Origin of the sequence: Streptomyces sp. NPDC092369, from assembly GCF_044755245.1 — a bacterium.
GTDB lineage: Bacteria > Actinomycetota > Actinomycetes > Streptomycetales > Streptomycetaceae > Streptomyces.
Window position 1 is genome coordinate 208,769 of the sequence record NZ_JBIVQP010000001.1, and the last position, 26,222, is coordinate 234,990.

General features: G+C 69.6%; 22 protein-coding genes. 10 read left to right on the forward strand and 12 right to left on the reverse strand.

Annotated elements, in window-relative coordinates; translation table 11 throughout:
* Positions 1-133 precede the first annotated feature (133 nt).
* The 5 genes from ACIQI8_RS00950 to ACIQI8_RS00970 all read left to right on the forward strand — a co-directional run bounded on the left by ACIQI8_RS00950 (position 134) and on the right by ACIQI8_RS00970 (position 8,671).
* Positions 134-991 (forward strand): carbohydrate ABC transporter permease, encoded by an 858-nt coding sequence (locus ACIQI8_RS00950; protein WP_402346605.1) that lies wholly within the window; start codon positions 134-136, stop codon positions 989-991.
* A gap of 56 nt (positions 992-1,047) precedes the next feature.
* Positions 1,048-1,845 (forward strand): carbohydrate ABC transporter permease, encoded by a 798-nt coding sequence (locus ACIQI8_RS00955; RefSeq protein WP_401715540.1) that lies wholly within the window; start codon positions 1,048-1,050, stop codon positions 1,843-1,845.
* Between the two features lie 26 nt (positions 1,846-1,871).
* Entirely contained in the window at positions 1,872-4,601 is a 2,730-nt protein-coding gene (locus ACIQI8_RS00960; RefSeq protein WP_402343013.1) for an alpha-mannosidase, read from the forward strand.
* A 58-nt stretch (positions 4,602-4,659) separates the two neighbouring features.
* Positions 4,660-7,635, forward strand: a complete 2,976-nt coding sequence (locus ACIQI8_RS00965) for a glycoside hydrolase family 2 TIM barrel-domain containing protein (RefSeq protein ID WP_402343016.1) — start codon at positions 4,660-4,662, stop codon at positions 7,633-7,635.
* 139 nt (positions 7,636-7,774) lie between these two features.
* Positions 7,775-8,671, forward strand: coding sequence for an aldo/keto reductase (locus tag ACIQI8_RS00970; protein ID WP_402343019.1), 897 nt, complete (start codon positions 7,775-7,777; stop codon positions 8,669-8,671).
* 29 nt (positions 8,672-8,700) lie between these two features.
* On the opposite strand, the gene ACIQI8_RS00975 is transcribed toward ACIQI8_RS00970, so the two are convergent.
* Positions 8,701-9,186, reverse strand: a complete 486-nt coding sequence (locus tag ACIQI8_RS00975) for a WD40 repeat domain-containing protein (RefSeq protein ID WP_402343022.1) — start codon at positions 9,184-9,186, stop codon at positions 8,701-8,703.
* A 217-nt stretch (positions 9,187-9,403) separates the two neighbouring features.
* On the reverse strand, positions 9,404-10,150 hold the full coding sequence (locus tag ACIQI8_RS00980; protein ID WP_402343025.1) for a TetR/AcrR family transcriptional regulator: 747 nt from the start codon (positions 10,148-10,150) through the stop codon (positions 9,404-9,406).
* 80 nt (positions 10,151-10,230) lie between these two features.
* Here ACIQI8_RS00980 and ACIQI8_RS00985 point away from each other — a divergent pair, with 80 nt between their 5' ends.
* Both ACIQI8_RS00985 and ACIQI8_RS00990 read left to right on the forward strand, forming a co-directional pair.
* Complete coding sequence (locus ACIQI8_RS00985; RefSeq protein ID WP_402346607.1) at positions 10,231-11,823, forward strand: FAD-dependent monooxygenase; 1,593 nt, start codon at positions 10,231-10,233, stop codon at positions 11,821-11,823.
* 49 nt (positions 11,824-11,872) lie between these two features.
* Positions 11,873-12,634 carry a class I SAM-dependent methyltransferase gene (locus ACIQI8_RS00990; RefSeq protein ID WP_402346609.1) on the forward strand — a complete coding sequence of 254 codons (762 nt, stop codon included), beginning with the start codon at positions 11,873-11,875 and terminating at the stop codon, positions 12,632-12,634.
* Positions 12,635-12,678: 44 nt separating this feature from the next.
* Here the strand turns inward: ACIQI8_RS00990 and ACIQI8_RS00995 are convergent, their stop codons facing one another.
* Positions 12,679-13,245, reverse strand: coding sequence for a GNAT family N-acetyltransferase (locus ACIQI8_RS00995; protein ID WP_402346610.1), 567 nt, complete (start codon positions 13,243-13,245; stop codon positions 12,679-12,681).
* Between the two features lie 193 nt (positions 13,246-13,438).
* Between ACIQI8_RS00995 and ACIQI8_RS01000 the strand changes: the two genes are divergently transcribed.
* Positions 13,439-14,296, forward strand: coding sequence for a SigB/SigF/SigG family RNA polymerase sigma factor (locus ACIQI8_RS01000; protein ID WP_402343028.1), 858 nt, complete (start codon positions 13,439-13,441; stop codon positions 14,294-14,296).
* Between the two features lie 55 nt (positions 14,297-14,351).
* Positions 14,352-14,780: a hypothetical protein gene (locus tag ACIQI8_RS01005; RefSeq protein ID WP_402343030.1), complete on the forward strand. Its 429-nt coding sequence runs from the start codon at positions 14,352-14,354 to the stop codon at positions 14,778-14,780.
* Positions 14,781-14,813: 33 nt separating this feature from the next.
* Here the strand turns inward: ACIQI8_RS01005 and ACIQI8_RS01010 are convergent, their stop codons facing one another.
* Entirely contained in the window at positions 14,814-14,981 is a 168-nt protein-coding gene (locus ACIQI8_RS01010; protein WP_402343033.1) for a hypothetical protein, read from the reverse strand.
* 171 nt (positions 14,982-15,152) lie between these two features.
* Between ACIQI8_RS01010 and ACIQI8_RS01015 the strand changes: the two genes are divergently transcribed.
* Positions 15,153-15,695, forward strand: a complete 543-nt coding sequence (locus tag ACIQI8_RS01015; RefSeq protein ID WP_402343036.1) for a GNAT family N-acetyltransferase — start codon at positions 15,153-15,155, stop codon at positions 15,693-15,695.
* On the opposite strand, the gene ACIQI8_RS01020 is transcribed toward ACIQI8_RS01015, so the two are convergent.
* The 8 genes from ACIQI8_RS01020 to ACIQI8_RS01055 form a co-directional block, all read right to left on the reverse strand.
* Positions 15,692-16,903, reverse strand: a complete 1,212-nt coding sequence (locus ACIQI8_RS01020; protein ID WP_402343039.1) for an MFS transporter — start codon at positions 16,901-16,903, stop codon at positions 15,692-15,694. The two genes, ACIQI8_RS01015 and ACIQI8_RS01020, sit on opposite strands and share 4 nt — an antisense overlap.
* A 123-nt stretch (positions 16,904-17,026) precedes the next feature.
* A complete protein-coding gene (locus ACIQI8_RS01025) occupies positions 17,027-18,781 on the reverse strand; it encodes an RICIN domain-containing protein (protein WP_402346612.1) in 1,755 nt (584 codons plus the stop codon).
* Between the two features lie 56 nt (positions 18,782-18,837).
* Positions 18,838-21,003, reverse strand: a complete 2,166-nt coding sequence (locus ACIQI8_RS01030) for a beta-galactosidase (protein WP_402343042.1) — start codon at positions 21,001-21,003, stop codon at positions 18,838-18,840.
* Between the two features lie 48 nt (positions 21,004-21,051).
* Positions 21,052-21,990, reverse strand: a complete 939-nt coding sequence (locus ACIQI8_RS01035; protein WP_402343045.1) for a carbohydrate ABC transporter permease — start codon at positions 21,988-21,990, stop codon at positions 21,052-21,054.
* Positions 21,987-22,904, reverse strand: a complete 918-nt coding sequence (locus ACIQI8_RS01040) for a carbohydrate ABC transporter permease (RefSeq protein ID WP_402343048.1) — start codon at positions 22,902-22,904, stop codon at positions 21,987-21,989. Before ACIQI8_RS01040 ends, ACIQI8_RS01035 begins: the two co-directional genes overlap by 4 nt.
* A gap of 2 nt (positions 22,905-22,906) precedes the next feature.
* Positions 22,907-24,295, reverse strand: coding sequence for an ABC transporter substrate-binding protein (locus ACIQI8_RS01045; protein ID WP_402343051.1), 1,389 nt, complete (start codon positions 24,293-24,295; stop codon positions 22,907-22,909).
* A 156-nt stretch (positions 24,296-24,451) separates the two neighbouring features.
* A complete protein-coding gene (locus tag ACIQI8_RS01050) occupies positions 24,452-25,489 on the reverse strand; it encodes a LacI family DNA-binding transcriptional regulator (protein WP_402343054.1) in 1,038 nt (345 codons plus the stop codon).
* A gap of 167 nt (positions 25,490-25,656) precedes the next feature.
* Positions 25,657-26,166 (reverse strand): MarR family winged helix-turn-helix transcriptional regulator, encoded by a 510-nt coding sequence (locus ACIQI8_RS01055; protein ID WP_402343057.1) that lies wholly within the window; start codon positions 26,164-26,166, stop codon positions 25,657-25,659.
* Positions 26,167-26,222 lie beyond the last annotated feature (56 nt).

The window sequence follows — 26,222 nt, forward strand, 5'->3', positions numbered from 1 at the left end:
GCTCCCCGCCCCGGGGGGGCAATTCCCCCCACCTTGCCCCCACACCCCCACCCCCCCCGCCGACGGGGTTTATCACCCGGGGGGGGCCCCCCCCCCCCCGGGGGGGGGGGGGGGCGCCCCCCGGGCCGGCACCATCGTCGCGTTCCTCACGCCCTTCTTCCTGCCGTTCATCCTGTTCTACCTGGTGCCCGTCGGCTACGCGCTGTGGCAGAGCTTCCGCGTGGTGCGCCGCTCCGGCGGCCAGTACGGCACCTCGTACACGACCTTCGGCGGCTTCCATCAGTACGCGCAGGTGTTCCAGAACGACGAGTTCTGGTCCAGCATCGGCCGCATCGGACTGTTCGGCATCGTGCAGGTGCCCGTCATGCTGTTCCTCGCGCTGATCATGGCGCTGCTGCTGGACTCTCCCCTGTTGAAGCTCAAGAGCTTCTTCCGCGTCACCGCGTTCATGCCGTACGCGGTGCCCGGCGTCATCGCCGCGATCATGTGGTCGTATCTCTACTCGCCGCAACTCAGCCCGGTCGTCGACCTGTTGAACAACCTCGGTCTGCACCCCGACTTCCTCGGCCCGAGTGCCGTGCTGTGGTCGGCGGCCAACATCTCGACCTGGCTGTGGACCGGCTACAACATGCTGATCATGTTCTCGGCCCTGCAGTCCATCCCGCAGGAGCTCTACGAGGCCGCGCGGATCGACGGGGCCGGCAACTGGGCCATCGCCTGGCGCATCAAGGTCCCGATCATCGCCCCGTCCATCGTCATGACCACGGTGTTCTCGATCATCGGAACGCTGCAGCTGTACTCCGAGCCCGCGGTGCTGCGGCAGATCTCCTCGAACATCTCCAGCACGTTCACCCCGAACATGCTGGCGTACACCGTGGCGGTCGGGAACAACTACCAGCAGGCCGCCGCCATTTCGGTGGTCATCGCGGTCATCACCTTCGTCTTGAGCTTCGGGTTCATGCGACTGACCTCCAAGAGGGCGGGACTGTGAGCATCCGACCCCCACTCAAAGACAGCCGCGTGAGCCGTCCGGCCGTGCTGGCCCTGATGTTCCTGCTGGCGATCTACTTCCTGCTGCCGCTGTACTTCCTGATCGTCGCGGCGACCAAACCGCAGGGCGACCTCGCCTCCACCAACGGCCTGGTCTTCTCGCACTTCAACCTGTTCGAGAATCTGCGCAACCTGTTCTCCTTCAACAACGGCATCTTCGGGCGGTGGATCCTCAACACCGTCATCTACGCGGTGCTGGGCGCGGCCGTGGGCACCCTGATCTCGGCGCTGTGCGGCTACGCGCTCGCCAAGTTCCATTTCCGCGGACGCGAGTTCCTGTTCTCGGTCATTCTCGGCGGTGTGCTGGTCCCCTCCACCGCGCTGGCGCTGCCGCTGTTCCTGCTGTTCTCGGAGACCGGCCTCGTCAATACCTATTTCGCGGTCTTCCTCCCCAGCATCGTCAGCCCGTTCGGCGTCTACCTCGCGAGAATCTTCGCGAACGCCGCCGTGCCCCAGGAACTCATCGAGGCCGCGCGCCTCGACGGCGCCGGGGAGTTCCGCACGTTCTTCTCGGTGTCCTTCAAGCTGATGTCGCCGGCGCTCGTGACCATCTTCCTGTTCCAGTTCGTCGGTATCTGGAACAACTTCTTCCTTCCGATGGTGATGCTCCAGAAGGAGTCGCTGTTCCCGATCACCCTCGGCCTCTTCACCTGGAACGGGCAGACCGCCCGGTCGCCGCTCCTTCAGGAGTCCGTGATCACCGGTTCGCTGGTGTCGATCGTGCCGGTGATCATCCTGTTCATGCTCCTGCAGCGGTTCTGGCGCACCGGCCTCGCCGCCGGCTCACTCAAGTGACCCCCACACAGAAGGTGTCCAACGCCATGCCCAACTCGGCTGTCTTCGTGCCCCACTTCCACTGGGACCGGGAATGGTACGAGCCCTTCCAGGTCTTCCGGCACCGACTGGTCACCGCCCTCGACACCGTGCTGGAGACAGCCGAGTCGAACCCCGATTTCCGGTTCACCGTCGACGGGCAGATGGCCGCGGTCGAGGACTACCTGGAGATGCGGCCGGAGAACCGCGACCGTGTCGTGGCCCTGGTCGGGGAGGGCCGGCTGGCCGTCGGGCCGTGGCTGATCCTGCTCGACGAGTTCCTCTGCTCCGGCGAGACCATCGTGCGCAATCTGCAGATGGGCTGGGCCGCCGCGGAGCGCCTCGGTGGTGCGATGCCCATCGGCTATCTGCCGGACATGTTCGGCCACGTCGCGCAGATGCCGCAGATCCTCGCGCGGGCCGGGATCGAGCACGCGGCGCTGTGGCGCGGTGTGCCCGGCTCCGTCGACGGCCACGCCTTCCGCTGGCGGGCCCCCGACGGTTCCGAGGTGCGTACCGAGTTCCTCTTCGACGGTTACGACAACGGCCTCGACGTCCTGCTGGTGCCCGACCAGATCGGTCGCGCGCTCGGCGAGTACGCCGAAATGACCGCCGAACGCTGGGGCACCGACCCGGTGTTGGCGATGGCCGGCACCGACCACAACGCGCCCGACCCGCGGTTGGCGTCCTGGCTGCGGACCGCGTCCGGCGAGGGGCTCCCCATCACGGTGGCGACGCTCGACGAGTACATCCGCAAGCACGTGCGCGACGAGGTGACCGCCACGGTCACCGGTGAACTGCGCAGTCATGTGCGCGGCAACATCCTCCCGGGCGTGCTGTCCGTACGGCTCGGGCTCAAGCAGCGGATGGCCGCCGCCGAGCGCGTCATCGACCACGCCGAGCGCATGAACGCGCTGTGGTCCGGGCGCGACGACTCGCCGTTCCTCTCCCTCGCCTGGCACAAGATCATCGAGTCGACGGCCCATGACTCGGTGGTCGGCTCCGGCACCGACGAGACCTGCGACCAGGTCGCCGCACGGCTCGCCGAGGCCGCGCAGACCGCACGCGCTGTGCGGGACGCCGCCCTCACCGAACCCGCCGCCCTGGTGCCGAGCGACGGCTACCTGGTCGCCAATCCGCTGCCGTCGGCGCGCAGGGCACTGGTCGAGGTGGACGTCGTGGCCCCGCCGGAGGGCACCGAGCTGATCGCGACCGGCGCGGACGGATCGACGTACCCCGTGCAGTTGGTCTCCGAGGCGCCGACCGTCCTCAGCGACGAGCGCATGGACGCCTCGCAGCTCGAACGGGTGCTGCGCCGGATCCACCGCCGCGAGCTGTTCGGCCGGCTGATCGACCACTACGAACTCACCCCGCACTCACTGGTGTTCCACCTCGCCGAGGTGCCGACCAGCGGACCGTTCGACCTGCTGATCCTGCGCCGCGAGGTCGCCGCCGCGGCCGCCGCGCATCCGGGCGAGTGGCGGGTGCTGACGCTGGAGGAGGCCCGGGCCACCGCACTCGTCCCCGTGAGTGTCCCCGCCTCCGGCCTGACCGGTTTCCGGGTCACGCCGAGCGAGGACGCCTCCGGCGCGCTGCTGCCGTACGCACCTGCCACAGCAACGGACTTGAGGCTCGCGAACGGGCTTGTCGAGGTCACGGTCACCGCCGACGGCACCCTCGACATCACCGGATCCGACGGCACCGTGCTGCGCGGAGTCGGCCGCCTCGTCGACGGCGGGGACCGCGGCGACAGCTACAACTACGCTCCCCCGGCACACGACTTCCTCGTCGCGGAGCCGAAGGAGATCGCAGTCGACCTCCTCGAAACCGGTCCCCTGCGGTCGCGGTCGCGCGTGACCCGCGTCTACGACTGGCCCGCCGCCCTCTCCTCCGACCGCGACCTGCGCAGCGCGGAGACCGTGGCGACACCGGTGGAGACGATCGTGGAGGTCCGCGCGGGCGAACCGTTCGTGCGCGTGTCCACGTCCTTCCTCAACCAGTCCGCCGACCACCGGCTGCGCTTCCACGTCCCGCTGCCCGAACCGGTCAACTCCTCCGCGTCCGCCGGGCAGTTCGCTGTCACCGAGCGCGGGCTGACCGCCGAGGGCGGCTGGGGCGAGTACCCGCTGCCGACCTTCCCGGCCAGTACGTTCGTATCGGCCGGACCGGCCAACGTCCTGCTCGACCACTCCAGCGAGTACGAACTCGTCGACGGCGGCTCCGAACTCGCCATCACCCTGCTGCGCGCGATCGGCTCGATCAGCGTCAACATCCATCCCCTCCGCGACGAACCGGCGGCGAGCGAGATCCCCGCACCGGGCGCGCAGGACCTCGGCATGCGCATCGAGAACCGCTTCGCCGTCGTCCCCTCGGCGGCCGGCTGGCAGGGCGCCGACGCGGTCGCTCTCGCCGAGGAGTTCCGCAACGACGTCCTCGTCACCCGGGGCACCGGGGACGCCGGAGGCCAACTGCCCCCCGACGAGACCGGATTCCGGGTCGACGGCAAGGACGTCCACGTGTCGAGCATCCGGCGCGTCACCGACGACCGGCACGGGCCCGGTACGGAGGTGCGGCTCACCGCGCTGAGCGACGACGCGACGACCGTCCGCGTGTCGGGCACCTTCACCGAGGCCACCACCGTCGATCTCCTCGGCCGCCCGATCTCCCACGCCCAGGCCGCGGACGAACTCGAACTCGCCCTCGGCCCATGGGAGATCCGCACCGTCGTGCTCCGGTAGACCGCCATGACACCGAATCTCGCTACGCGCCTTGCTACGAAGAAAGAGTCGTGACCTCTTGCTCCCCGAGCTCTCCCCCCATGTTTCGGACACCGCACCGGCGCGTGGCGCACTGCGCCCGGCGCGCTCGTGGCTGCACTCCGACGCCCCTTCTCTCTCGCTGAACGGGCCCTGGCGCTTCCGTCTGTCCCCCACGGCATCGGCGGCGGAGGACTTCGCGGCCGAGGGCTTCGACGACCACGGCTGGGACCCCATGCCCGTGCCCTCGCACTGGGTACTGGAAGGGGACGGCGCCTACGGCCGTCCGATCTATACGAACATCCAGTTCCCGTTCCCGATCGACCCGCCCCACGTCCCGGACGAGAACCCCACCGGCGACTACCGCCGCCGCTTCGACATGCCCGCCGGCTGGTCGGACGCCGAGCGGGTCGTGCTGCGCTTCGACGGGGTCGAGTCGCTGTTCAGGGTATGGGTGAACGGCGTGGAGATCGGCAGTGCCAGTGGCAGCCGACTGGCCCACGAGTTCGATGTGACGGCCGCCGTGCGCGCGGGCGACAACGTCGTCGCCGTGCGGGTGCACCAGTGGTCCGCGGCCAGCTATGTCGAGGACCAGGACCAGTGGTGGCTGCCGGGCATCTTCCGCGATGTCACCCTGCACGCCCGGCCCGCCGGAGGCATCGAGGACGTCTGGCTGCGGACCGGCTTCGACGACGGCCGCGGCCGCGTCGACGCGGAGGTCACCGCACAGGCGTCGGCGTTCCCGGTCACCCTGCGCATCCCCGAACTCGGCGTCGAGCAGGTCTGGGCGACACCGGCCGAGGTGGCCGCCTTCGACATCGCCGGGGTGGAGCCCTGGTCCGCCGAGCGGCCCCGCCTGTACGAGGCCACCGTGTCCACGGCGGCGGAGAGCATCGCGCTGCGCGTCGGTTTCCGCACGGTCGAGATCCGCGGCGACCAATTCCTGGTCAACGGTCGCCGGGTCGTGTTCCACGGGGTGAACCGTCACGAGGCCCACCCCGAGCGCGGCCGTGTCTTCGACGAGGAGCACGCCCGCGAGGACCTGGCCCGGATGAAGCGGTTCAACGTGAACGCCATCCGCACCAGCCACTACCCGCCCCACCCCCGGCTGCTCGACCTCGCCGACGAGCTCGGCTTCTGGGTCGTCCTCGAATGCGACCTGGAGACCCACGGCTTCGAGAAGGGCGGCTGGGTCGGCAACCCGAGCGACGACCCGACCTGGCGCGCCGCCTTCCTCGACCGCATCGAGCGCACCGTCGAGCGCGACAAGAACCATCCCAGCATCGTCATCTGGTCCCTCGGCAACGAGGCCGGCACCGGCGGCAACCTCGCCGCCATGTCGGCCTGGGTCCACGCCCGCGACGCCGAACGCCCCGTGCACTACGAAGGCGACTACACCGGCGAGTACACCGACATCTACTCCCGCATGTACGCGTCCGTGCCGGAGACCGAGCAGATCGGCACCGACGGCTCACGCGCCCCGCTGCTCGGCTGCACCCCCTCGCAGGGGGCCCGGCAGCGCACCAAGCCGTTCCTGCTGTGCGAGTACGCGCACGCGATGGGCAACGGTCCTGGCGCGTTCGACCAGTACGAGGCACTCGTGCACGAGTATCCGCGACTCCACGGCGGTTTCGTCTGGGAGTGGCGCGACCACGGCATCCTGGCCACCGCCCCGGACGGCACGCCGTACTACGCCTACGGCGGTGACTTCGGCGAGGTCGTCCACGACGGCAACTTCGTGATGGACGGCATGCTGCTGAGCGACGACGTGCCCTCGCCCAGCCTCCACGAGTACAAGGCGGTCGTCCAGCCGCTCCGCTTCGCCTTCGACGGCGACAAGCTCGCGATCACCAATCTGCGGCACTCGGCCGACACGGCGGACCTGCACTTCCGTTGGTGTGTCGAGCACGACGGAACGCCGGTGGAATCAGGCGAGTTGGACGTGCCCGTGGTCACGCCGGGCGGGGCGGGGCAGGTGGCGCTGCCGCGGATCGCGGTCGCCCCGGACGCGGAGACATGGCTCACGGTCGAGGCGGTGCTGGCCACCGACACCGCTTGGGCGCCGGCCGGGCATGTGGTCGCGACCGCGCAACTGGACTGTTCGATACGCCGTCCCGTCCCGGCCGTCCGGCCACGAACCGGCTGGCGACCCGGGGACGGAACGCTTTCGCTCGGGATCGCCGAGTTCGTCGACGGGTCCCTCACCCGGCTCGCCGGTCGTGCCGTGACCGGTCCGCGGCTGGAGCTGTTCCGCGCGCCGACCGACAACGACGAGAGCCCGTCCGACGGAGTCGAGAACAGCGACGCGAGCATCGCCGGGGTGTCCAACGCCGACCTGTGGCGTGCCGACGGCCTCGACCGGCTGACCACGCGGCGCATCAGCGTGGAGCAGACCACGAACACCCTGCGCACCGTCGACAAGGTCTCCGCCGCGAACTCCGCTTTGTCGGTGACGGTCGAGTCCAACTGGTCGCTGGACGAGGGCGAGTTGGAACTGCGCGTGGAGATCGAGCCGTCGAGCGGCTGGCGTACGGTGTGGCCCCGGATCGGGGTCCGCTTCGAGCTGCCCGATGAGCCGGCGCCCGTGGACGGCGCCGCGTGGTTCGGCCTGGGTCCGCTGGAGTCCTATCCCGACAGTCTCCGCGCGGCCCGCACAGGTCGCTTCTCCGACGGCATCGGCGACCTCGCCGTCGACTACGCGCGCCCGCAGGAGACGGGGCACCGTTCCCAGGTGCGCGAGCTGACTCTGACGAGTGGCGCCGCCAAGGTGCTGCGCATCGTGGCGATCCCCGACACGCATGGGCGGCGCCCCGGCTTCACGCTCGGCCGTCACACACCGCAGGAGATCGCACGCGCCCAACACCCCTTCGAACTGCCCGAGTCGACGGCCAGTCACCTGATCATCGACGCCGCCCAGCACGGGCTCGGCTCGCGGGCCTGCGGGCCGGATGTGTGGCCCGAGTTCGCGCTGCGGCCCGAATCCCGCACGATCAGGCTTCGGTTGGCGGCGGGGTGAGGCCGTTGGGGGATCGTCCGACTCCCCCGCCCTGGCCGCCCTGGCCGCCCTGCTAGAGTGCCGTCGATCAAGTGAGCCTTCCCGGCGCGGATTCCGATCCGCCGGGGAGGCTTTCTTCATGCCAGAGGAGATCCATTTCATGAGTCTGAGCCCATGGCCGAACACCCCCGCAGACACACGTACTTGGCAACTCGGCGACCTGACCGTCAACCGCATCGGGTTCGGCGCCATGCGCCTGACCGGTACCGCGCCCTTCGACCACGGCGTGCCCCGCGACCGAGAACAGTCGATCGGCATCCTCCGGCGGGCGGTCGAGCTCGGCGTGAACCACATCGACACGGCCGCGTTCTACTTCTCGGCGACACGCTCGGCCAACGAACTGATCAACCGGGCGCTGGCGCCGTACCCGGCGGATCTGGTCATCACCACCAAGGTCGGGCCGGGCCGCGATTCCTCGGGCGCGTGGTGGTGGGCCACACCGGCGCAGTTGCGGGGGCAGGTCGAGGAGAACCTGCGCCAACTCGGCCGCGACCACCTGGACGTGGTGAATCTGCGGCTGCCACCGAGTCGTCGACAGACCGGCTCGATCGGCGAGCACTTCGGCGCGCTGGCCGCACTGCGCGACGCCGGACTGATCCGCCACCTCGGCATCTCCAACGCCACCGCCGAGCAGCTCGCCGAGGCCCGGGCCATCGCCCCGGTCGTCTGCGTGCAGAACCCGTTCGGGATCGGCGCGTCCGACGAGGACCGGGCGCTGCTGCGGCTCTGCGGCGAACTCGGCCTCGCCTTCGTTCCGTTCTTCGCGATCGCCGGCTCCGGACGCGAGGCGGGTCCGACCGGCGGTGACAGCGAGGCGGTGAGTACCGTCGCCCGCGCGCACGGTGTGTCCGTCGCTCAGGTCCGGCTGGCCTGGACCCTGCGACAGGGGCCGCACGTGCTGGCGATCCCGGGCACCGGCGATCCGGACCACCTGGCGCAGAACATGTCCGTCGGCTCACTGCGACTCTCGGAGGAGGAACTCGCACTCCTCGGCTGACGGCGGCCGGCCGCGCGGAGACCGAGTGGCTACGGCATCCGCACGTCCCACAGACGAATCACCCGGTCGTGTCCACCGCTGGCCAGGGTCCGCCCGTCGGGGCTGAAGGCCAGGCACTCCACCGGGCCGGTGTGTGCGTTCAGGGCGAGGAGCTGGTCGCCGGTCTCCGCGTCCCACAGACAGATCACGGCGTCGTGGGCGCTGGCCGGCGTACGGCCGTCCGGAGCGAAGGTCACGGCCCTCGCGACGTGCTCCTGCCCTTCCAGCAGCCTCAGATCCTCGCCCGTGCGGGCGTCTTTCAGATGCACGACGGTGTCGCCGCGGGTGGTCGCCAGAACAGCGCCGTCCGGGCTGAACTCAAGGACGGTGTAAGGAGTTCGACCGGGCGCCTTCCAACGGAGCTGGCCCGTGGGGACGTGCCAGAGACGAGTGGTCCTGGACTGGCCGCCGCCGGCGACATCGCGTCCGTCCGGAGAGAACGCGACGGACGTCACCCAGCCCCCGGACCACTTCATGACGTGACCGGGGGCACCGGTCCGCGGATCCCACAGGCGGATCGCGCCGTCCCTCCACCGGTGGCGAGGGTGTGGTCGTCGGGGCTGAACTTGACGGACTGCACCGCGCTTCGGTGTCCGGGCAGGGTGAGGCAGTGATCGGCGTGGACGGCCGGTCGGTCAGGCAGCCGCCGGGTGGTTCCCCGACGGACCAGGAGATTCGCGCGGACGAAGCGACCTAGCGGTGTGCGAGGCCGTCGATCATCAGGGCAAGCGTGAAGTCGAAGCGGTCGTGGCCCTCGCCGGCGGTGAGTTCGGCGGCGTGGCGGGTGGTGTGGGGGAAGGCCTCGGCGGGCAGGGCGGTGAGCCTGCGCAGGAGTTCGTCGCGGTCGACGACCCAGGCGATGTCGTCGTCCGCTGCCCGTTGGCGCGCGACCGATGTCTCGAGGCAGTAGGCGGCCACGTAGAGCAGCAGGGCGTCGATGGCCCAGGCGGCGGTCTGCGGGGCGACGCCGCCGGCGAGCAGGATCGCCAGCATTCCCTCGCTGACGCGCAGGATCTCGAGGTCGGTGGGGGCCATGGCGAACGCGGCGCGGGAGATGCCGGGGTATTTCAGGTACTGGTCGCGCAGCTGGGTGCAGACGCTCCGGATCTGCTCCCGCCAGGCTGTGGGATCGGGCGCGGAATCCGATGCCGTATCGGGCTTGGGCAGGACGAGACCGGCGCACAGTCGGCCGATGAGCAGCTCGTCGAGATCGGCCTTGTTGACCACGTGGGCGTAGAGCGAGGCGGGGCCGGTGTCGAGCGCGCCGGCCAGTCGGCGCATGGTCAGCGCCTCGTAGCCCTCCGTGGCGATGAGGGCCAGCGCGGTGTCGACGACCTGTTCCACGGTGATCGGGGCCTTGCGGCGCCGGGGCCTTGGGGCGGTCTCGGCCTCGGGGTTCGGCGGCTGGTGGCGTGCCGCGCGTCGCTCTCTCGGATTCACCCGACCACTATAACTTGACACGAACGATGTTCGTACATAGAACAGTGTTCGTGAATATCGATCGGAACAGCACCCAGACCATGACCCAAGTCGTGGACGTGACCGTGGTCGGCGCCGGGCCGGTGGGCCTCGTGCTCGCCGCCGAACTGGCGCTCTCCGGGGCGACCGTGCAGGTACTCGAGCGGCTCTCCGAGCCGAGCGAGGCGATGAAGGCCCAGTCCATCAACGTGCCGACGGCCGAGGCACTCGACCGCCGCGGCCTGCTGCCCGCCGCGGAGAAGGTGCAGCGCGAGATCCTTGGGCGGGTGGGGTCGTACGCCCCCCGCACGGCCGACGACCGGACGCCTCGCCACGACGGGACGCTTCGTGAGGGCCAGACGTCCGGCGAGCGCCGACCGGCTCCCGGCTCGCGATTCACCGGGCACTTCGCGGGGATCGTCCTCGACGCCGACCTCGTGGACTGGTCCGATCCCGACCTCGCCGCGCACACCTCGGCCGACGGTGCACGGATGGTGCCACAGCGTGAGCTGGAAGTGCTGCTGACCGAACACCTCGCGCGACTCGGCGTACCGGTGCGTCGCGGGGTGGAGGTCACCGCGCTGGACGACACCGGCGACGGAGTGCTCGTCGGCACCACCGCCGGCACGCTTCGCACCGGGTGGCTGGTCGGGTGCGACGGCGGGCGCAGTACCGTACGCCGTCTCGCGGGCATCGACTTTCCCGGCACCGACCCCGAACTCGCCGGGCATCTGGCGGTCGTCGACATCGCCGACCCGGAGAAGCTCGCGGACGGATGGACGTGGTCGGCCCGAGGGGCGTACCGCTATGGGCCGCAGCCCGGGCGGGTGATCACCGTGGAGTTCGGCGCCCTGCCCGCCGACCGCTCGGCACCCGTGACTCTGGCGGAGTTGCAGTCCACTCTGCGCCGGGTCTCGGGCACCGACGTCACACTGACCGCACTGCGCGGCACCGCGACCCGCTGGACCGACAACGCCCGCCAGGCCGCGACCTACCGGTCCGGGCGGGTGCTGCTGGCCGGTGACGCCGCGCACGTGCACTCGCCGTTCGGCGGCCAGGGGCTCAATCTCGGGTTCGGCGACGCCATGAACCTCGGTTGGAAGCTCGGCGCCGTGGTCGCCGGGTGGGCGTCCGAAGAACTCCTCGACACCTACGACGCCGAACGGCGTCCCCTCGGCGCGTGGGTCCTCGACTGGACGCGGGCCCAGATCGGGGTACTGCGCGGGGACGCCACATCGGCCGCGCTACGGGAGGTCGTCGCCGATCTGCTGAGCACCCGGGACGGCACGACGTACGCGGTCAAGAAGATCGCGGGAGTCGACCAGCGCATCGACCTGCCCGGTGACCATCCGCTGGTCGGCCGGTTCGTACCGGACGTGTGGCTGAAGGACGGGTCCCGGCTGGTCGACCACGGTCACGACGGCGGGTTCCTGCTGCTCGACCGCAGTCCGGACGGCGCGTTCGGCCGACTCGCCGAGGCCCGGGCCGGGCGAGTGAGGGTCGTGAACGACGAACAGCCGATGCCGGCCGGGGTATTGGTCCGCCCGGACGGGGTGGTCGCCTGGGCCTCCGACACCGTCGACCTCGCCGCCACCACCGGCCTCGAAACCGCCCTGCGGCGATGGGCGGGCGCGCCGTCGGCCCCACAGGACTAGTGTCCGTCGGGTGAGCACAGACGATGCGAACCGGCGCTGGACACGGTCCATGCCCGAGGCCTACGAACGTCACCTGGTGCCGGTCTTCTTCCGGCCCTTCGCCGCCGACCTGGCCGCGCGGGCGGCAGCCCTGCGCCCGCGCACGGTCCTGGAACTCGCCGCCGGAACAGGGGCGTTGACCTCGGCCCTGCTCATCGCGGTGCCCACGGCCTCGGTGGTGGCGAGCGATCTCAACGAAGCCATGGTCACCGCGGGGTCGGTACGCGAACCCCGTGCGGACTGGCGGCAGGCGGACGCACAGGAACTGCCCTTCGAGGACGGCGGCTTCGACCTCGTGCTGTGCCAGTTCGGGGTGATGTTCTTCCCTGACAGGCCCGCCGCCTACGCCGAGGTGCGTCGGGTCCTGGCCCCGCAGGGGCGGTTCCTGTTCAACAGTTGGGGTCCGCTGGCCTCGCACGGATTCGGGGCCGCCTTCCAGACCGCCCTGGAACAGTCCATGCCCGGCTCAGCGCCCTCGTTTGTGAAGGACGTGCCGCACGGCTACTGCGATCCGGCCGTGGTCGCCGCGGACCTCACTTCCGCCGGACTGACTCTGGCCGCGGCCGAGGAGGTCACGCTGGAAGGCGTCGCGGAGTCGGCGGCCTCCGTCGCGACCGGGTTCCTCACCGGCACACCGGTGAGCGCCGCCCTACAGGACCGCGAGGACGCGCAAGCCCTCCGGGCCGCCGTCACACAGAGGATGACGGACCGCCTCGGCACCGGCCGTGTGACCGCACCGATGACCGCGACCGTCTACACAGCGCACAAGTAGGCCCGGCTCCGACCCGACCACCACGGGACACGTGTGGCCAGTGACTACTGCCGCTGCTCCCACTGTTCCTTGGTGATCTCGTACCGCACGCCTCCGTGCTCGGCGCCCTCGACCATCTCCATGTCGGGAGGAGTGGGGACGGTCTCCGCGAGCGTCATGCCGAGCTTCTGCATGACGTTGCGCGAACCTCGGTTCAGGGTCATCGTCTCGGCCCAGACCATGCGCAGACCGAGCCCCGCGAACGCCTTGTCCAGCAAGGCCCGCGAGCCTTCGGTGGCGTATCCCCTGCCCCAGGCCGCCTGCCGCAGCCGGTAACCGAGTTCGGCCTCGTTCAGCGGGCCCTGGGGCTCCGGGCGCAGGCAGAACCAGCCGATGAACGCGCCACCGTCCTTCTCCTGCGCGGCGAACAGCCCGAGATCTCCGTGCCATCTCTCGTAGCCGGCGATGATGTTCGGCAGGTGCCGCTCGCGGACGATCTCCGGTGCGGTCGCACTCCCCCCGGTCAGATACCGCATCACCGCGGGGTCGCTGTCCAACTCGATCAGCAGGTCGGCGTCGTCGGTTGTGAAGCGGCGCAGGATCAGGCGCTCGGTCTCCAGGTAGGTGTGCACAGAGTGGATCATGCCCAGAGGGGCCTGGCCGTTCAACGCCTTTACGCGGCGGGCATGGCGCCCCTTCACCCTCGTCGCGGAAGCACGCGGAAGCACGCGGAAGCAGTGGGGTTCGCATGGACATGCTTGCGGCGAGAGCGGGCAGGAGACGTCTACCCTGCTCTCCAGCTAAGGCGGCACAGTGACTACCTCGGTGAACGCCCACGAAGCGACCGACCGCACGACGGGAGTGTCGGAGGTCGTCGAGGAGCTGCCCTGGATCGAGGACGGCGGCAAGGTCGCGCCCAAGGACGCCCGCGAGCTGTCCCGCCTGTTCCTGGACCGGCTGGAGACCCTGGAGGAGGGCACCCGCGAGTACCAGTACGCGCGCAACACCCTTATCGAGATGAACCTGTCCCTGGTCGCCTTCGCCGCCCGCCGCTTCCGCAACCGCGGCAACGGCGACATGGAGGACATCATCCAGGTCGGCACGATCGGCCTCATCAAGGCCATCGACCGCTTCGACCTGTCCCGCGAGGTCGAGTTCACCTCCTTCGCGATCCCCTACATCGTCGGCGAGATCAAACGCTTCTTCCGCGACACCACCTGGGCCGTCCACGTCCCCCGCCGCCTCCAGGAACTGCGCGTCAACCTCGCCAAGAGCCAGGAAACCCTCGCCACCGCCCTCAACCGCCCGCCGACGGTCAAGGAACTCGCCGAACACCTCGACCTGAGCGAGGACGAGATCATCGAGGGCCTCATCGCCGCCAACGGCTACGTGGCCGGTTCCATCGACACCCCCGGCGGCGACGAGGAGTCGGGCGAGGGGCCCAAGTACGCGGACATCATCGGTGACGTCGACCCGGCGATGGACCTATTCGAGGACCTGCACACACTCGCACCCCTGCTGCACAAACTTGACGAGCGTGAACGGACCATCATCGAGATGCGCTTCGGCCAGGAGATGACCCAGGCCGACATCGGCCGCGAGCTGCATCTGTCCCAGATGCACATCTCCCGCCTGCTGAACCGCACCCTCGCCAAACTCCGCACCGGCCTCCTGGACACCTGAGTTCGCCACCACCCGCACCCGGCCCACACGCGCAGCGTCAGAAGGACCACCGCACATGAGTACTGAGCACGACCCCCTCCACCAGCCGGCCGCACCCGTCGTGACCGAGCCCGTGCCGGACCTCCAACTGCAGATGCTGATACGGCTGATCGGACAGGACGCCCACGCGACTCTGCCGCTGACGCTGGTCGTCGGCGGTGGCTTCCTCTACGGCGATCTGATCTCGCACGAGGCGTGGACGGCCGAGTGGGCGCGCAGCCTGCGCGGCATCGACGGCCCCGGTGCCGACCTGCTCGAACTCTTTCCGCAACAGGTGGACCAAGCGGTCGTCGACAGGCAGGGGCACGACACCCCGCAACGGCTTCCTCAGTGGATCCATCTACGGGATGCCACCGGAGTCACCGGGAGCGAGCCCGTACACATGCCGTTGTGGCGCGGCCGACTGACGGACGTGTCGGGCTGGTCCCTGGGCAAGCCTGCCTGACGCCGCGGGGAGGGAGCCCTCGGAGGGAGCCCTCTATCGAAGGGGGCGACCGGAGCGCCGGGACCAGCGAACGGCGACGAGGGCGAGCGCGGCCACCAGCACCGCGACACCGATCGCCAGCAAGTAGCCCAACCCGTTCGCGGCGACGCCGACAATGCCCAGAATGACGGCGATCAGGACGAGCAGCAGAAAGAGAACCAAGGCAGAGCACCACCTTCGGGCGGAGTAGGCGGCCACAGGATGTGGTCCATGCCGGGTTCCCCCGATTCCGCACCTGACACCGCGGGGAACATGGTTCTCCAACCCCCCGATGCACGAGAGCGACCCCTTATTGGTTTGCCGTCGGTCAGGCTGCTCGGATAGGAAGCTCGCATGATCAGAGGCAACAAGATCGAGCTCAGGGCCCGGCACGAGGACGACATCCCGATCCTCCAGGCGGAGCTCCACGGCGACGTGGTCACCTCTTCGCGGGCCCAAGGGGAGCCGTGGCGACCGATCACGCCGGGCTCGAAGGACGCGCAGTTCGTGGTGGACGACACGGAGGAACGGCACGTCCAGTTCTCCGTGGCGGAGCTGGACGGGGGCCCGCTGGTCGGCACCGCGTCGCTGTGGGGCATCGACAACCACAACCGGTACGCGCACATCGGGCTCGGGCTGCGCCCCTCCGCCCGCGGCAAGGGCTACGGCACCGACATCGTCGCGGTGCTGTGCCACTACGGCTTCGTCGTACGCGGCCTGCGGCGGCTGCAGATCGAGACGCTCGCGGACAACGACGCGATGCTGCGCGCCGCCGAGCGCAACGGCTTCGTCCGCGAAGGCGTACTGCGCTCCTCGGCCTGGGTCATGGGCGAGTTCCTGGACGAGGTCGTACTCGGTCTCCTCGTCCAGGAGTGGAAGCCGGACGCGACGGGTTAGGTTGCCGCCTCCGTCCGGTCACCCACGAGCCACACGCCCCGCCCTCGGTCCGCCGACAGCAGCGCAAGGGCGAGCAGCAGAGCCGCTGTTGCCGCCATCGGTGCCACCAGGAACGCTCCACCGCTTCCGTGGCCGTCGGCGAGGAACCCGGCCAGCGCCTGCCCGGCCGCGGTACCGAGAGGCCCTCCGCCGCACACGATCGTCATGGTGACCGTCGCCCGGTCAGGCGGCGCGAGGCGTTCGGTGAGGGCGTAGAGACTGATCATGTAGGGCGCCACGGCAATGCCGGCGATGGCCACGGCGGCCGGAACGGCGTGCAGCCTGTCCCCGACGACAAGGGTCAGCCCACCCAGCACCAGGGTGGCCGCGAAGGTCACGTAGCGATGGCGCGGCGCGAATCGCGAGGGCAGCCAGGCGCAGGCGGCACCGGCCACGGCGCTTCCGACACCGAAGACGGCGTAGAGAAGTCCGGCGCTGCCGGGGCGGCCGCTGCCGTCGGCGTAGGCGGTGACGCCGGTCTGCACCGCACCGAACACGGCGCCCATCGCGACCATGGCGAGGAACATGGCGGCAAGTGGACGCCGCGGCAAGGGAGTTCTCGACGTCTTCGGTGCCGGCTGCCGCACGGCGCCCCGTCGGTCGAAGGACAGCGCGAACGGCAGGGTGGCCAGAGCCAGAAGGGCGATGGTTCCCATGGTCGGCGCTGCCGGTCCGAGCGGGGTGAGCAGTCCGACGATCGCAGGTCCGACGACGAAGCTCGCCTCATCGGCGGTCGCTTCGTACGACAGCGCGGTGGGCATGAGCGCGTGCCGGTCGCGTGCGTGCAGCAGGCGTGACCAGTGCACGCGCACCAGAGGACCGACCGGCGGTTGGGTGAGGCCGACAAGGGCCGCCGCCACGAGCACGCTCGCGCGGTCGGCACGGCTCGCGGCGATGAGGCCCGTCAGGGCGACGACATTGGCGACCGCCGTGGCCGCCCCGACGCAGCGGTGGCCGTGGCGGTCGGACAGCGCTCCGACGACCGGTCCGCCGACGGCGGTGGCGACGCCCTGGACCGCCGCGGCGAGGCCGGCGAAGGCGTAACCACCGGAGGCGGCGCGGACGAGGATGAGTGTCGCGAGGGTCGATGTCGCGTAGGGAAGCCTGGCCAGGAATCCCAAGGGGAAGAACCCCGCACCGGGGACACGCAGAAGGGACCGGTACGCCATGGGCGTCTCCAATGAGCACGTCTGAGAGACGCGCTACCCAGCCACCGGCGCGTTGACGATCCCGATTCTGCTTCGCAGCGTAGCGAGCGAACCCGCATGCCACCACAGTGCGAGGTCCCCTCGCTACGGGACGAGCCTCCACTCCTGTGAACCGTCCGTCGTCGCGTTCTGCAGGGTCAGCGGTGCGTCCTCGGACGCACCCGTCAGGTACAGGCTCGTGTTCCTGACCGACTGCAGCGTGTAGAAACCGTGGCCGATGGCGATCAGGTTCCAGCTGCCGGTGGCGCTGTTGTCGACCCACTGGCCGATCCGCCCGCCGACCGTGGCGTTGCCCGTCCAGATGGCCGCCGCACGGCCGCCCGACTTGTTCAGCAGCGACACTCCGCCGTTCGGCTCGGTCACCACGTGCCAGTACTGGGTGTCCGGGTTCGCGGCGGAACCGCGGTCCTCCAGGACGACATCGGGAACGTCCGCGTTGCCGATGTTCGCGTCGTTCGTCCTGCCGCCGGTGCCGACCACCTGACCGGTCCTGCGGTTCACCAACCGGTAGTAGGCGCCGTGCGATCGGCCGAGGTCGGCCTCGGCGAAGGCGATCGTGGACGTGCCCTGGTTGTTGAGGATCGCGATACGGCCGGTCCCGGCGACGTACTGCAGGTCGCGGCTGTAGCCGGCGCGCGAGGTGGTCTGGTACTCCTTCCAGACTCCGTCGCTACGACCGCTCTTGTTGACCCAGACGTTGCCACTGCCCGCCGCGTTGTAGACCAGGCGCCCGTCGGGAAGCCTGATCACGACCGGACTGCCGCCCGTCGCGAGCGCGCGGGAACCGGTGTCGACCGGCAGCGAGGTGATGGCGTCGCCGGTCGGTGAACCGCGGTAGAACTGCAGCGGGTTGTCGGCGACGACGTACCTCGTGTTGGCTCCCCCGCCCCAGTACTCGAAGGTGAGAAGCCATTTGCCGTCCGTGGTCCGCACGACGTTCGTCATGCCCGGCCGGCCACCGCCGATCTCCGTCCTGCCGCCGCCCATGCTCTGGGTCAGTCCCGCGATGTCGACGACGGGTCCGCTCCAGTGCGGGCTGCGGCCGTCCCACGTCTTGTGGGCGAGGATCTGCCCGTGCGAGTCGGTGGCGGTGTCGTTCGCCGGGTCCAGGGTCGGGACGCCGGTGGTCGGGTCGAAGCCCGTGTAGTCGTTCTCGTCGGAGTAGTAGCAGACCAACTTGCCCTCGTAGACCATGAGGTAGGGCTCCCAGAGGGGATCCACCTGCTTGGTCGTGTTGGCCGTGGCGACGTTCTGGCCGATCGCACCGGCGCTGCCGCCCTGCCGGCCGCCGGTCGCGATGACGTCGACGACCTTCCACGACGCGCCCTGGTCGGTGCTGAAGTACAGCGCGATGGCCAGGTCGCCGCGGTCACCGTCGTTGGAGGGCGTCCAGTTCGGGTCGGCCGCCTTGTGCTCCTTGTAGTACTGGTCGTCGCCCGACACCACGCTCGCGAGAAGCAGCGTGCCCCGCTTCAGCTGTCCGACGTCCTGCGGCAGCGTGTAGAGGTAGGGGTTGGTCCAATTGCTCGTGTACTTCGCGTACTTGGGGTCCTTGGAGAGGTACGCGGGTGCCTTGACCTCCGACAATGGCTGCCAGCTCGTTCCGTCGTCGTCGCTCTTGTAGACCGGCAGCGTCTGGCCGTCGGCGCTCCCCGATGCCGGTACGACGGTGGACCTCTCGAACGACGCGACCAGCCGCCCGCCGGGCAGTTGCGCGGACTTCGGGTACACGGCGCAGTTGCCGCGCCCCTTCAGGCACGGCTCGTTCCCGAGCTGATAGAGGATTCCGCCCGTCGGGTTGTACGCCTGAGCGCCGGCCGCCATCGGTATCGCCAGCATCGCGCCGGCCCCGACGAACGTACCCAGCACCTTCACCGCTCTGCTTCTTCGCACAGCTACTCCTTCGACTCCGACGGGTCCTTCGGGGAAACAAGTACGCGTACGTCCCACGGGCCGAGTTCCAACGCCGTGCCCGCGGGCACGGACGCGCCACTCAGCACGTCGACGAGATCGACCGGCACCGCCGAACGGGCGCTCTCCCAGCTCCAGTTGTGGACGATGTGCACCCGGCGTCCGTCGGGCGAGGTGCCCGTCGTCGCCGTGACCGAGACCGGCAGGTCGCCCCATCCGCCGGCGGCGGCGGGCACCAGCCACTCGGCCAGGGCACGAGCGAGATCACGGCCGGGCACGGTACCGACATACGTGACCCGACCCTCCCCATGAGGGCGGGTGGTCACGGCGGGCCAGCGGCCGAAGTGCGGGTGCTCGTAGGTGACGAGAACCTGGGCATCGGCGACGGTCAGTCCGTCAACCCAGTGCGTCGCCGTCGCGGTCGCCGGCAGCGGGAGGGGACTGCCTGGCGCCGATCGGACGGGCACGGCCTGCGTGAGGTTGCTGAATTCGTCGTACGACACTCCCGCGGCGGACGTCAGGCGCGCCGGCGCCGGTTCGTGCCGGGCCCGTGCCTCGTGGTCGGCATAGCCGGTGCGGGGTCCCAGGACCAGGTGGCCGCCGGCCTGCGCGTAGGCGGCGAACCAGTCGAGCGTGGAGTCGTCCGCGAGGTAGAGGGCGGGGACCACGAGAACGGGGTGGCGGCGCACCGCCTCCTGCGGGGACAGACCCGCCCGCTCGCCGTGCGGGTCGTGCAGTTGGCGGGCGTGGACGATACGGACCTGGCGGCCGGCGTCGAAGGCGCCGCGGTAGAAGGGATCGAGGATGCGGTGGTAGGCCGCGGGGTCCGGTTGGCCGTCCGGGGTGGCGAGGGGCGGGTGCTTCTGCATCAGCCACTTGCTGGGGGTTGAGTAGACGATCGTGAGGTCGGCGTCCGGATCGAGGCCCGCGACGAGCGGCCCCGCGGTCTCGAACTCCGCCCCCAGCAGGGCCAGTTCGGCGTACGTGCGGCCCGGTCGGCCGCTGTGCGGGAGGACTCCGCCCCAGTAGGTCTCCGCGCCGAAGCGCAGGGTCTGCCACTGCCAGTACTCGATCATGCGGGCGCCTCGGCCGACGAGCGCCCAGGCGGCCTGGCGCCACTGGCCGTCGTAGGCGGGCCGGTTGTCCCAGGCCATGCCGATGGAGTTGGCGTTGGTCTCGGTGACCAGGAACGGCTCCTGGCGGGAGGAGAACATCCAGTCGGCGGTCTGATGGAGCGACCAGACGCCGGTGGTCCTCCACTCCTGTTCGTGGTCGTCCGGAGTGGAGTCGGGCAGGAGCAGGCCGTCCTGCATGTCGTAGTACGGGTTGCCGGTGGCGATGTCGAGGCGGTCGGTGAGCTCGTCGTCCTCGACCGCCGGGCGGGTGTAGGAGATACAGGTGGTGACGAAGTGCTCGGGGCGGGCGTACTCGCGGACGATCTCGGCCTGCCAGCCGATGAACTCGGTGCACTGGCGGGCCTGGAACTCCCGCCAGGCGACGTCGTACTGGGGCTGGGCGTTGCCGTCGGGCGTCCACAGGTCGGCCCACGTGGACAGGCGGTGGGACCAATAGACCAGTCCCCATTCGCGGTTGAGGGTCTCGACGTCCCCGTACTTGGCGCGCAGGTGGTCGGTGAAGCGTTGGAAGACGCCTCGGTTGTGGAACAGCTCCAGGCCAGGTTCGTTGTCGACCTGGAAGCCGATGACGGCCGGGTGGTCGGCGTACCGGGCCACGATCTTGCGGATGATCCGTTCGGCGTGGAAGCGGAAGGCCGGGTGGGTGAAGTCGGCTTCCTGCCGGGCGCCCCAGCCGATGCGCTCGCCGGTACGCCGCTCGCCGGTGATCTCGGGGTACTGACGGGCCAGCCACGGCGGTACGGCGTAGGTGGGGGTGCCGAGGATGACGGAGATGCCGCGTTCGTGGGCGCCGTCCAACACCGGTTGCAGCCAGTCGAGTTCGAAACGGCCGTTCTCGGGTTCCCAGGTCGACCAGACCGACTCGCCGACCCGGATGACGGTGAAGTGCGCGTCGGCCATGAGGTCGAGGTCGGTCTTGAGCTGCTCCTCGCGCCGTACGTCGGGCCCGTAGGCGGGGTGGTACTCGTGGTAGTAGGCGGCGCCGAACAGAACGCGGGCGGGCAGATCCGCCATGGACAAACCTCCGGAGTGCAGGGGGGGGTGGGGGGATGCGGCAAGGGGCTACTGCTTTACGCCGCCGGTGGCCAGGCCGCTCTGCCAGTACCGCTGGAGCAGCAGGAAGGCCGCGACGAGCGGGAGGATCGAGATGAGGGAGCCGGTCACGACGAGGGCGAGCATGTCGCTGCTGGCTCCGGCGCCGCCGTTCTGGGCCTGGTCGGCCCAGCGGGCGAGCCCGACCGTGATGGGGTACAGGTTCGGGTCGTTCAGCATGATCAGCGGCAGGAAGTAGTTGTTCCAGGTGGCGACCAGGGTGAAGAGGATGACGGTCACCAGGCCGGGGGCGAGCAGCCGCAACGCGATCGTGGTGAAGATCCGGAACTCTCCGGCGCCGTCCATGCGGGCGGCCTCGATGAGGCTGTCGGGGACGGCGTCCTCGGCGTAGATCCGCATGAGGTAGAGGCCGAAGGGGCTGATGAGGGAGGGCAAGATGACCGCCCAAGGGGTGTTCACCAGGCCTGCCTTGGCGAAGAGCAGGTACGTGGGGATCGCCAGGGCCGTGGTCGGGATCATGATGGCGCCGAGGACCAGCTTGAAGGCGGCGCCGTGGCCGCGGAAGCGGTACTTGGCAAAGCCGTAGCCGGCCGCCGCGGCGAGCAGGGCGGCGCCGAGTGCGCTGACCCCGGCGTACAGGACCGTGTTGAGCAGCCAGCGGCCGTAGACGCCGTCGTCCTGCGTGAAGGTGGCCTTGATGTTCGACAGGAGCTGCGGGGCGTGCGAGAACCACAGGCCGAAGGTGTTGAACAGGTCCTGGGTGCTCTTGGTCGAGGCGACCAGCAGCCAGAACAGGGGCAGCAGGAAATACGCGAGGGCGGCCAGCATGGCGATCGTGAGCGGGGTGCTGCGCCGGCGGGCGGAGGTCGATCGGTGTCGTGGGCGGGCCTCGGCGGGAAGTCCCTTCGTCGCGGCGGGGGTCGAGGCAGTGGGCGTCACGGTGGTCATGCGGTCCTCCTGCGGTTCGCCGTGAGCAGGAAGGCGTACGACACGATCACGATGACAAGTCCGAGGATGAAGGACACCGTGGCCGCGTAGTTGGTCTGCTGGCTGATGAAGGCGACGGAGTAGGCGTAGACGTTGGCGGTGTAGGAGCTGGTGATGACGTCGGGGGCGACCTTCATCAACAGGTTCGGCTCGTTGAAGAGCTGGAAGCTGCCGATCACCGAGAACAGCAGGGTGAGGGTCAACGCCGGGCGCAGCGCGGGGAGTTTGACGGACCAGGCGATGCGCCAGGCGCCGGCGCCGTCCATGGCGGCGGCCTCGTACAACTCGGCGGGGACGGTGCGCAGGGCGGCGTACAGGATGATCATGTTGTAGCCGACGAACTCCCAGGTCACGATGTTCGCGAGGCTGCCGAGCATCCAGCTGTCGGTGAGGAAGTGCGGGGCCGGCAGGTGGAGGTCGTGGCTGATCTGGGCGAAGGGGCCGAAGTCGGGGCCGTACAGGTAGCCCCACATGAGGGTGGCGATCACGCTGGGGACCGCGTACGGGACGAAGATGCCGAGGCGGATCACCCGGGCCAGGCGCAGCAGGCCGCTGTCCAGGGCGAGGGCGAAGCACAGGGCGAGCAGCAGCATCACGGGGACCTGGATGACGAAGAAGAGGGCCACACGGCCTATGCCCTTGAGGAGTTGGGGGTCCTTGAGGGCGGTCACGTAGTTGTCCGGGCCGACGAAGGTCGACCCGCCGATGAGCTTCTCCTGGAAGAGGCTCAGGTAGGCGGCGTAGCCGAGCGGGGCGAGGAAGAGGAGCAGGAACAGCGCCATGAAGGGGGCGATGAACAGGGCTCCCGCGGTGCCGTGCCGCCCGCGGGGGCGAGGCGAGGCTTTCGTGCGGGCGGCCGTTGTGGTCGTGGCCATCATCAGCCTCCCTTGACCGTGAAGCCCTGGCTCTTGGCGAAGGTCGTGATGCGCGACTGCCAGGAACCGAGGGCGCGCACGGTGTCGGACTTGTCGGCGAGGGACTTGCCGACGGTCTCGGTCCAGTCGGTGGCCACCCGGTCGAGGAACGGCGGCCACTGGAAGGCGGGGTCGACCTGGGCACTGATGTCCGCGAAGACCTGGTTGACCTTCTGGCCGCCGTAGAACGCGGGAGCGTCACCAAGGAAACTCGCCTCGCCCAGCAGGGTCTTGGTCGCGGGGAAGAAGAACTGTTCGGTGGCGAACATCCTGGCGCTGGTGGGGTCGCTGTTGAGGAACTGCGCGAACACGGCTGCCTGGATGGGGTTCTTGGTGGAGCGGATGACCGCGGTGGTGGAGCCGCCCCAGTTGCCCGAGCTGGGTTTGGCGGCGTCCCACTGCGGCAGCGGGGCCGCACGCCACTTGCCGGAGGTGGCCTTGGCGGAGCCGGACAGGAAGGCCGGACCCCAGGCACCGGTCAACCAGGTGGCGTACTTGCCCTTGTTGAGGGCCGCGTACCAGGCGTCGGTGAAGTCCGGCTCCACGCCGATCACCCCGTCCCTCGCGAGTCCGCCCCAGTACGTTCCGAGCTTCTTGGAGACCGCGTCGTCGACGCTGACGGTGATGTCGCTCTTGCCGGAGGTGACGTACGGTTTGGCGACCGCCTGCCACAACAGGCCGTGCCAGGCGGCGACTTGGTTGGCGGCGAGGTTGGTGAGGTAGACGTCCGGGTCGGCCCTGTGCAGCTTGCGGGCGGCGGCCGCGAACTCGTCCCAGGTGGTGGGGACTTCGATGCCGTGCTGGTCGAAGAGGTCCTTGCGGTACAGCATGCCCATCGGACCGGTGTCCTGCGGTATCGCCCAGACCTCACCGCCGCTGCCGCTCACCTGACCCCACGTCCAGTCCACGAAGGTCGACTTGAGCGCGGAAGCGCCGTACGGCCGGAGGTCGAGGAGGCTGTCGGTGATGGTGAACGTCGGGATCGCCTGGAACTCGATCTGGACCATGTCCGGGGCACCGCTGTTCGCCTTGAGCGCGGTCCGCAGCTTCGTGTACTGGGGCGTGCCCTGACCGGCGTTGACGACCTTGACCTTCACGGCCGGGTACTTCTTCTCGAAGAGCGCGACCTCCTTGTCGATGTTCGGAACCCAGGTCCAGAACGTCAGTTGGGTCGGCGTCTTCATGGCCTTGTCGATGTCGGCCTGACTGACCGGCTTGGTCGACGAGCCACCCGTACCGCCGTCGTCGCCACCACAGGCGGACAGGGTGACGGCGAGCGACAGGGCACCGGTGGCGGCGAGAAACCCTCGACGGCTGAGAGAGGAGGACGAGTTGGAGAGGGATCCGGACATGCTGAACTCCCGGGAGAGGGTACGAGGAACCGGCACACCGACCGACGGTGTGCTGAGGATTTCCGGTGAGGTGAGCGCCCCGTCAGGGGCGCGGGGAACTGCGCGACCAGCCCCCCACCGGCCTGCGGAAAGAGAACTGCGGACCCAGCAAGGCGATTAGCGAGGTGTGTCCGTCGACGCGCGAACAATCAGTTCGACCGGCGGATCAGCCATCGGCAACGGTTCGGACTGAGGGTTTTCGATGGCATGCACCAGCAGCTTGAGGCCGTCCTGCGCCATCGCGTCGAACGGCTGACGCACCGTCGTCAACGGCGGAGTCACATACGCGGCAACCGGAGTGTCGTCGAAACCGACCACACTGACGTCCTCCGGAACACGCCGACCCGCTTCGGCCAGCGCCCGCATCAGCCCGATCGCCATGTCGTCATTGGCGGCAAACACCGCGGTGACACCGGAATCGGCGATCAGTTCACGACCGGCCGCGTAGCCGGACGCCGCCGACCAGTCACCCTGCACGACCGGCGGTTCCGCCCGCCCGTGCGCGGCGAGCGCCGCGCGCCAGCCTTCGAGCCGGTCCCGGGCCGAGTACCAGCGCTGGGGGCCCGCCAGGTGATGGACCGTGGTGTGGCCCAGTTCCAGCAGGTGTTCGGTGGCCGCGCGCGCCATCTGGTGAGAGACGATGCCGGCCGTCACGACGTGGGGAGCGGCGAAGGGCGGGGGTGCGCCGAGGACGAGGACGGGTACGTCGAGCCGGGCGGAGAGGACCGCGCCGCCCGCCTCGTCGATCGGCTCGGAGATGACGATGCCGTCCACGCCCTGCTCGAGGAGCGAGTCGACGGCCCCGGCGATGCCCGCGGTCTCGCCCTCCATGGTGTTGACCACCCGGAGCGCGTAGCCGGCGTCCCGGACGGCCCGCTCGATGCCCATGAGCAGCGAGGCCGGACCGTACAGCGCGGTGCCGAGCGTCACGACGCCGATGGACCTGGTGCGGCCGGAGGCCAGCGCGCGGGCCGCGTTGTTCGAGCGGTAGCCGAGTTCTTCGGCCGCCGCCAGGACCCGACGGCGTACGTCTTCTGAGACGTACGGCTCGTCGTTCATGACCCGGGACACGGTCTTCTGCGACACGCCCGCCAGGCGCGCCACATCCACACTGCGCGGCGCGGCTCCCCCGCCGCGCCCTGCCCCTGGTGCCATGGCGTCTCCCGATCTTCGGCAGTCGAATCCTAGCCCCGGTCGGGTGTATGACTGCGCTGTCATGACTGCGCAGTCATATCTACGCAACGAGACCGGACGCGTCAAGACTTCGCGCAACATCTTCCTGATCCGGTCACGCCCTCACAGCGGCAACCGGCGACCCAGCACTACTTACCCCGGCGCCCGCGTTCCGACTTGGGCGCGGCCATGCCTCGCAGACGCTCCGTGTGGCGGGTCTGGATGGTCGTGTTCGTGCGCAGGAAGTCCGTCACCACCCGCAACTGCTCGACGCTGTACTTCGCGCTGATTTCCTTCGTGCTGTCCTCGATGTGCGGGGCGATGAGCTCGTAGCAGCGCTGGGCACCCTCCGGGGTCACCCGCACCACGGTCTTGCGGCGGTCGACCGGGTGTGGGGTGCGGTTGAGCAGGCCCAGGTTCTCCAGGCGGTCGAGCATGGCGGTCACGCTGCCGGTGGTCAGGCCGAGGCGGGTGCTGAGTTCGCGCGGAGAGAGCTCGCCGACTCCGAGCAGAAGCTCAAGGCAGCGGAGATCGGTTTCGTTCACGCCGAGGAGACGGGCGGTCTCGCGGTCGTAGTCGTCGACTGCCGACTGGTAGTCCTGCATGACTTTGCCCAGGTCAGCGAGGACCTGATCCATGTCGTTTGACAATCGAGACATCTCCCTCCAGGCTAGAGATAGCTCGATAGTCGAGATACACGAGCTTCAAGTTACAT

What these genes read in the sequence shown, in the direction of transcription:
- ACIQI8_RS00955 (WP_401715540.1), top strand. Translation starts at nt 1,048, where the DNA reads ATGTTCCTGCTGGCGATCTACTTCCTGCTGCCGCTGTACTTCCTGATC.
- ACIQI8_RS00960 (WP_402343013.1), top strand. Translation starts at nt 1,872, where the DNA reads ATGCCCAACTCGGCTGTCTTCGTGCCCCACTTCCACTGGGACCGGGAA.
- ACIQI8_RS00970 (WP_402343019.1), top strand. Translation starts at nt 7,775, where the DNA reads ATGAGTCTGAGCCCATGGCCGAACACCCCCGCAGACACACGTACTTGG.
- ACIQI8_RS00975 (WP_402343022.1), bottom strand. Translation starts at nt 9,186, where the DNA reads ATGAAGTGGTCCGGGGGCTGGGTGACGTCCGTCGCGTTCTCTCCGGAC.
- ACIQI8_RS00985 (WP_402346607.1), top strand. Translation starts at nt 10,231, where the DNA reads ATGACCCAAGTCGTGGACGTGACCGTGGTCGGCGCCGGGCCGGTGGGC.
- ACIQI8_RS00990 (WP_402346609.1), top strand. Translation starts at nt 11,873, where the DNA reads ATGCCCGAGGCCTACGAACGTCACCTGGTGCCGGTCTTCTTCCGGCCC.
- ACIQI8_RS01005 (WP_402343030.1), top strand. Translation starts at nt 14,352, where the DNA reads ATGAGTACTGAGCACGACCCCCTCCACCAGCCGGCCGCACCCGTCGTG.
- ACIQI8_RS01015 (WP_402343036.1), top strand. Translation starts at nt 15,153, where the DNA reads ATGATCAGAGGCAACAAGATCGAGCTCAGGGCCCGGCACGAGGACGAC.
- ACIQI8_RS01020 (WP_402343039.1), bottom strand. Translation starts at nt 16,903, where the DNA reads ATGGCGTACCGGTCCCTTCTGCGTGTCCCCGGTGCGGGGTTCTTCCCC.
- ACIQI8_RS01025 (WP_402346612.1), bottom strand. Translation starts at nt 18,781, where the DNA reads ATGCTGGCGATACCGATGGCGGCCGGCGCTCAGGCGTACAACCCGACG.
- ACIQI8_RS01030 (WP_402343042.1), bottom strand. Translation starts at nt 21,003, where the DNA reads ATGGCGGATCTGCCCGCCCGCGTTCTGTTCGGCGCCGCCTACTACCAC.
- ACIQI8_RS01035 (WP_402343045.1), bottom strand. Translation starts at nt 21,990, where the DNA reads ATGACCACCGTGACGCCCACTGCCTCGACCCCCGCCGCGACGAAGGGA.
- ACIQI8_RS01040 (WP_402343048.1), bottom strand. Translation starts at nt 22,904, where the DNA reads ATGGCCACGACCACAACGGCCGCCCGCACGAAAGCCTCGCCTCGCCCC.
- ACIQI8_RS01045 (WP_402343051.1), bottom strand. Translation starts at nt 24,295, where the DNA reads ATGTCCGGATCCCTCTCCAACTCGTCCTCCTCTCTCAGCCGTCGAGGG.
- ACIQI8_RS01050 (WP_402343054.1), bottom strand. Translation starts at nt 25,489, where the DNA reads ATGGCACCAGGGGCAGGGCGCGGCGGGGGAGCCGCGCCGCGCAGTGTG.
- ACIQI8_RS01055 (WP_402343057.1), bottom strand. Translation starts at nt 26,166, where the DNA reads ATGTCTCGATTGTCAAACGACATGGATCAGGTCCTCGCTGACCTGGGC.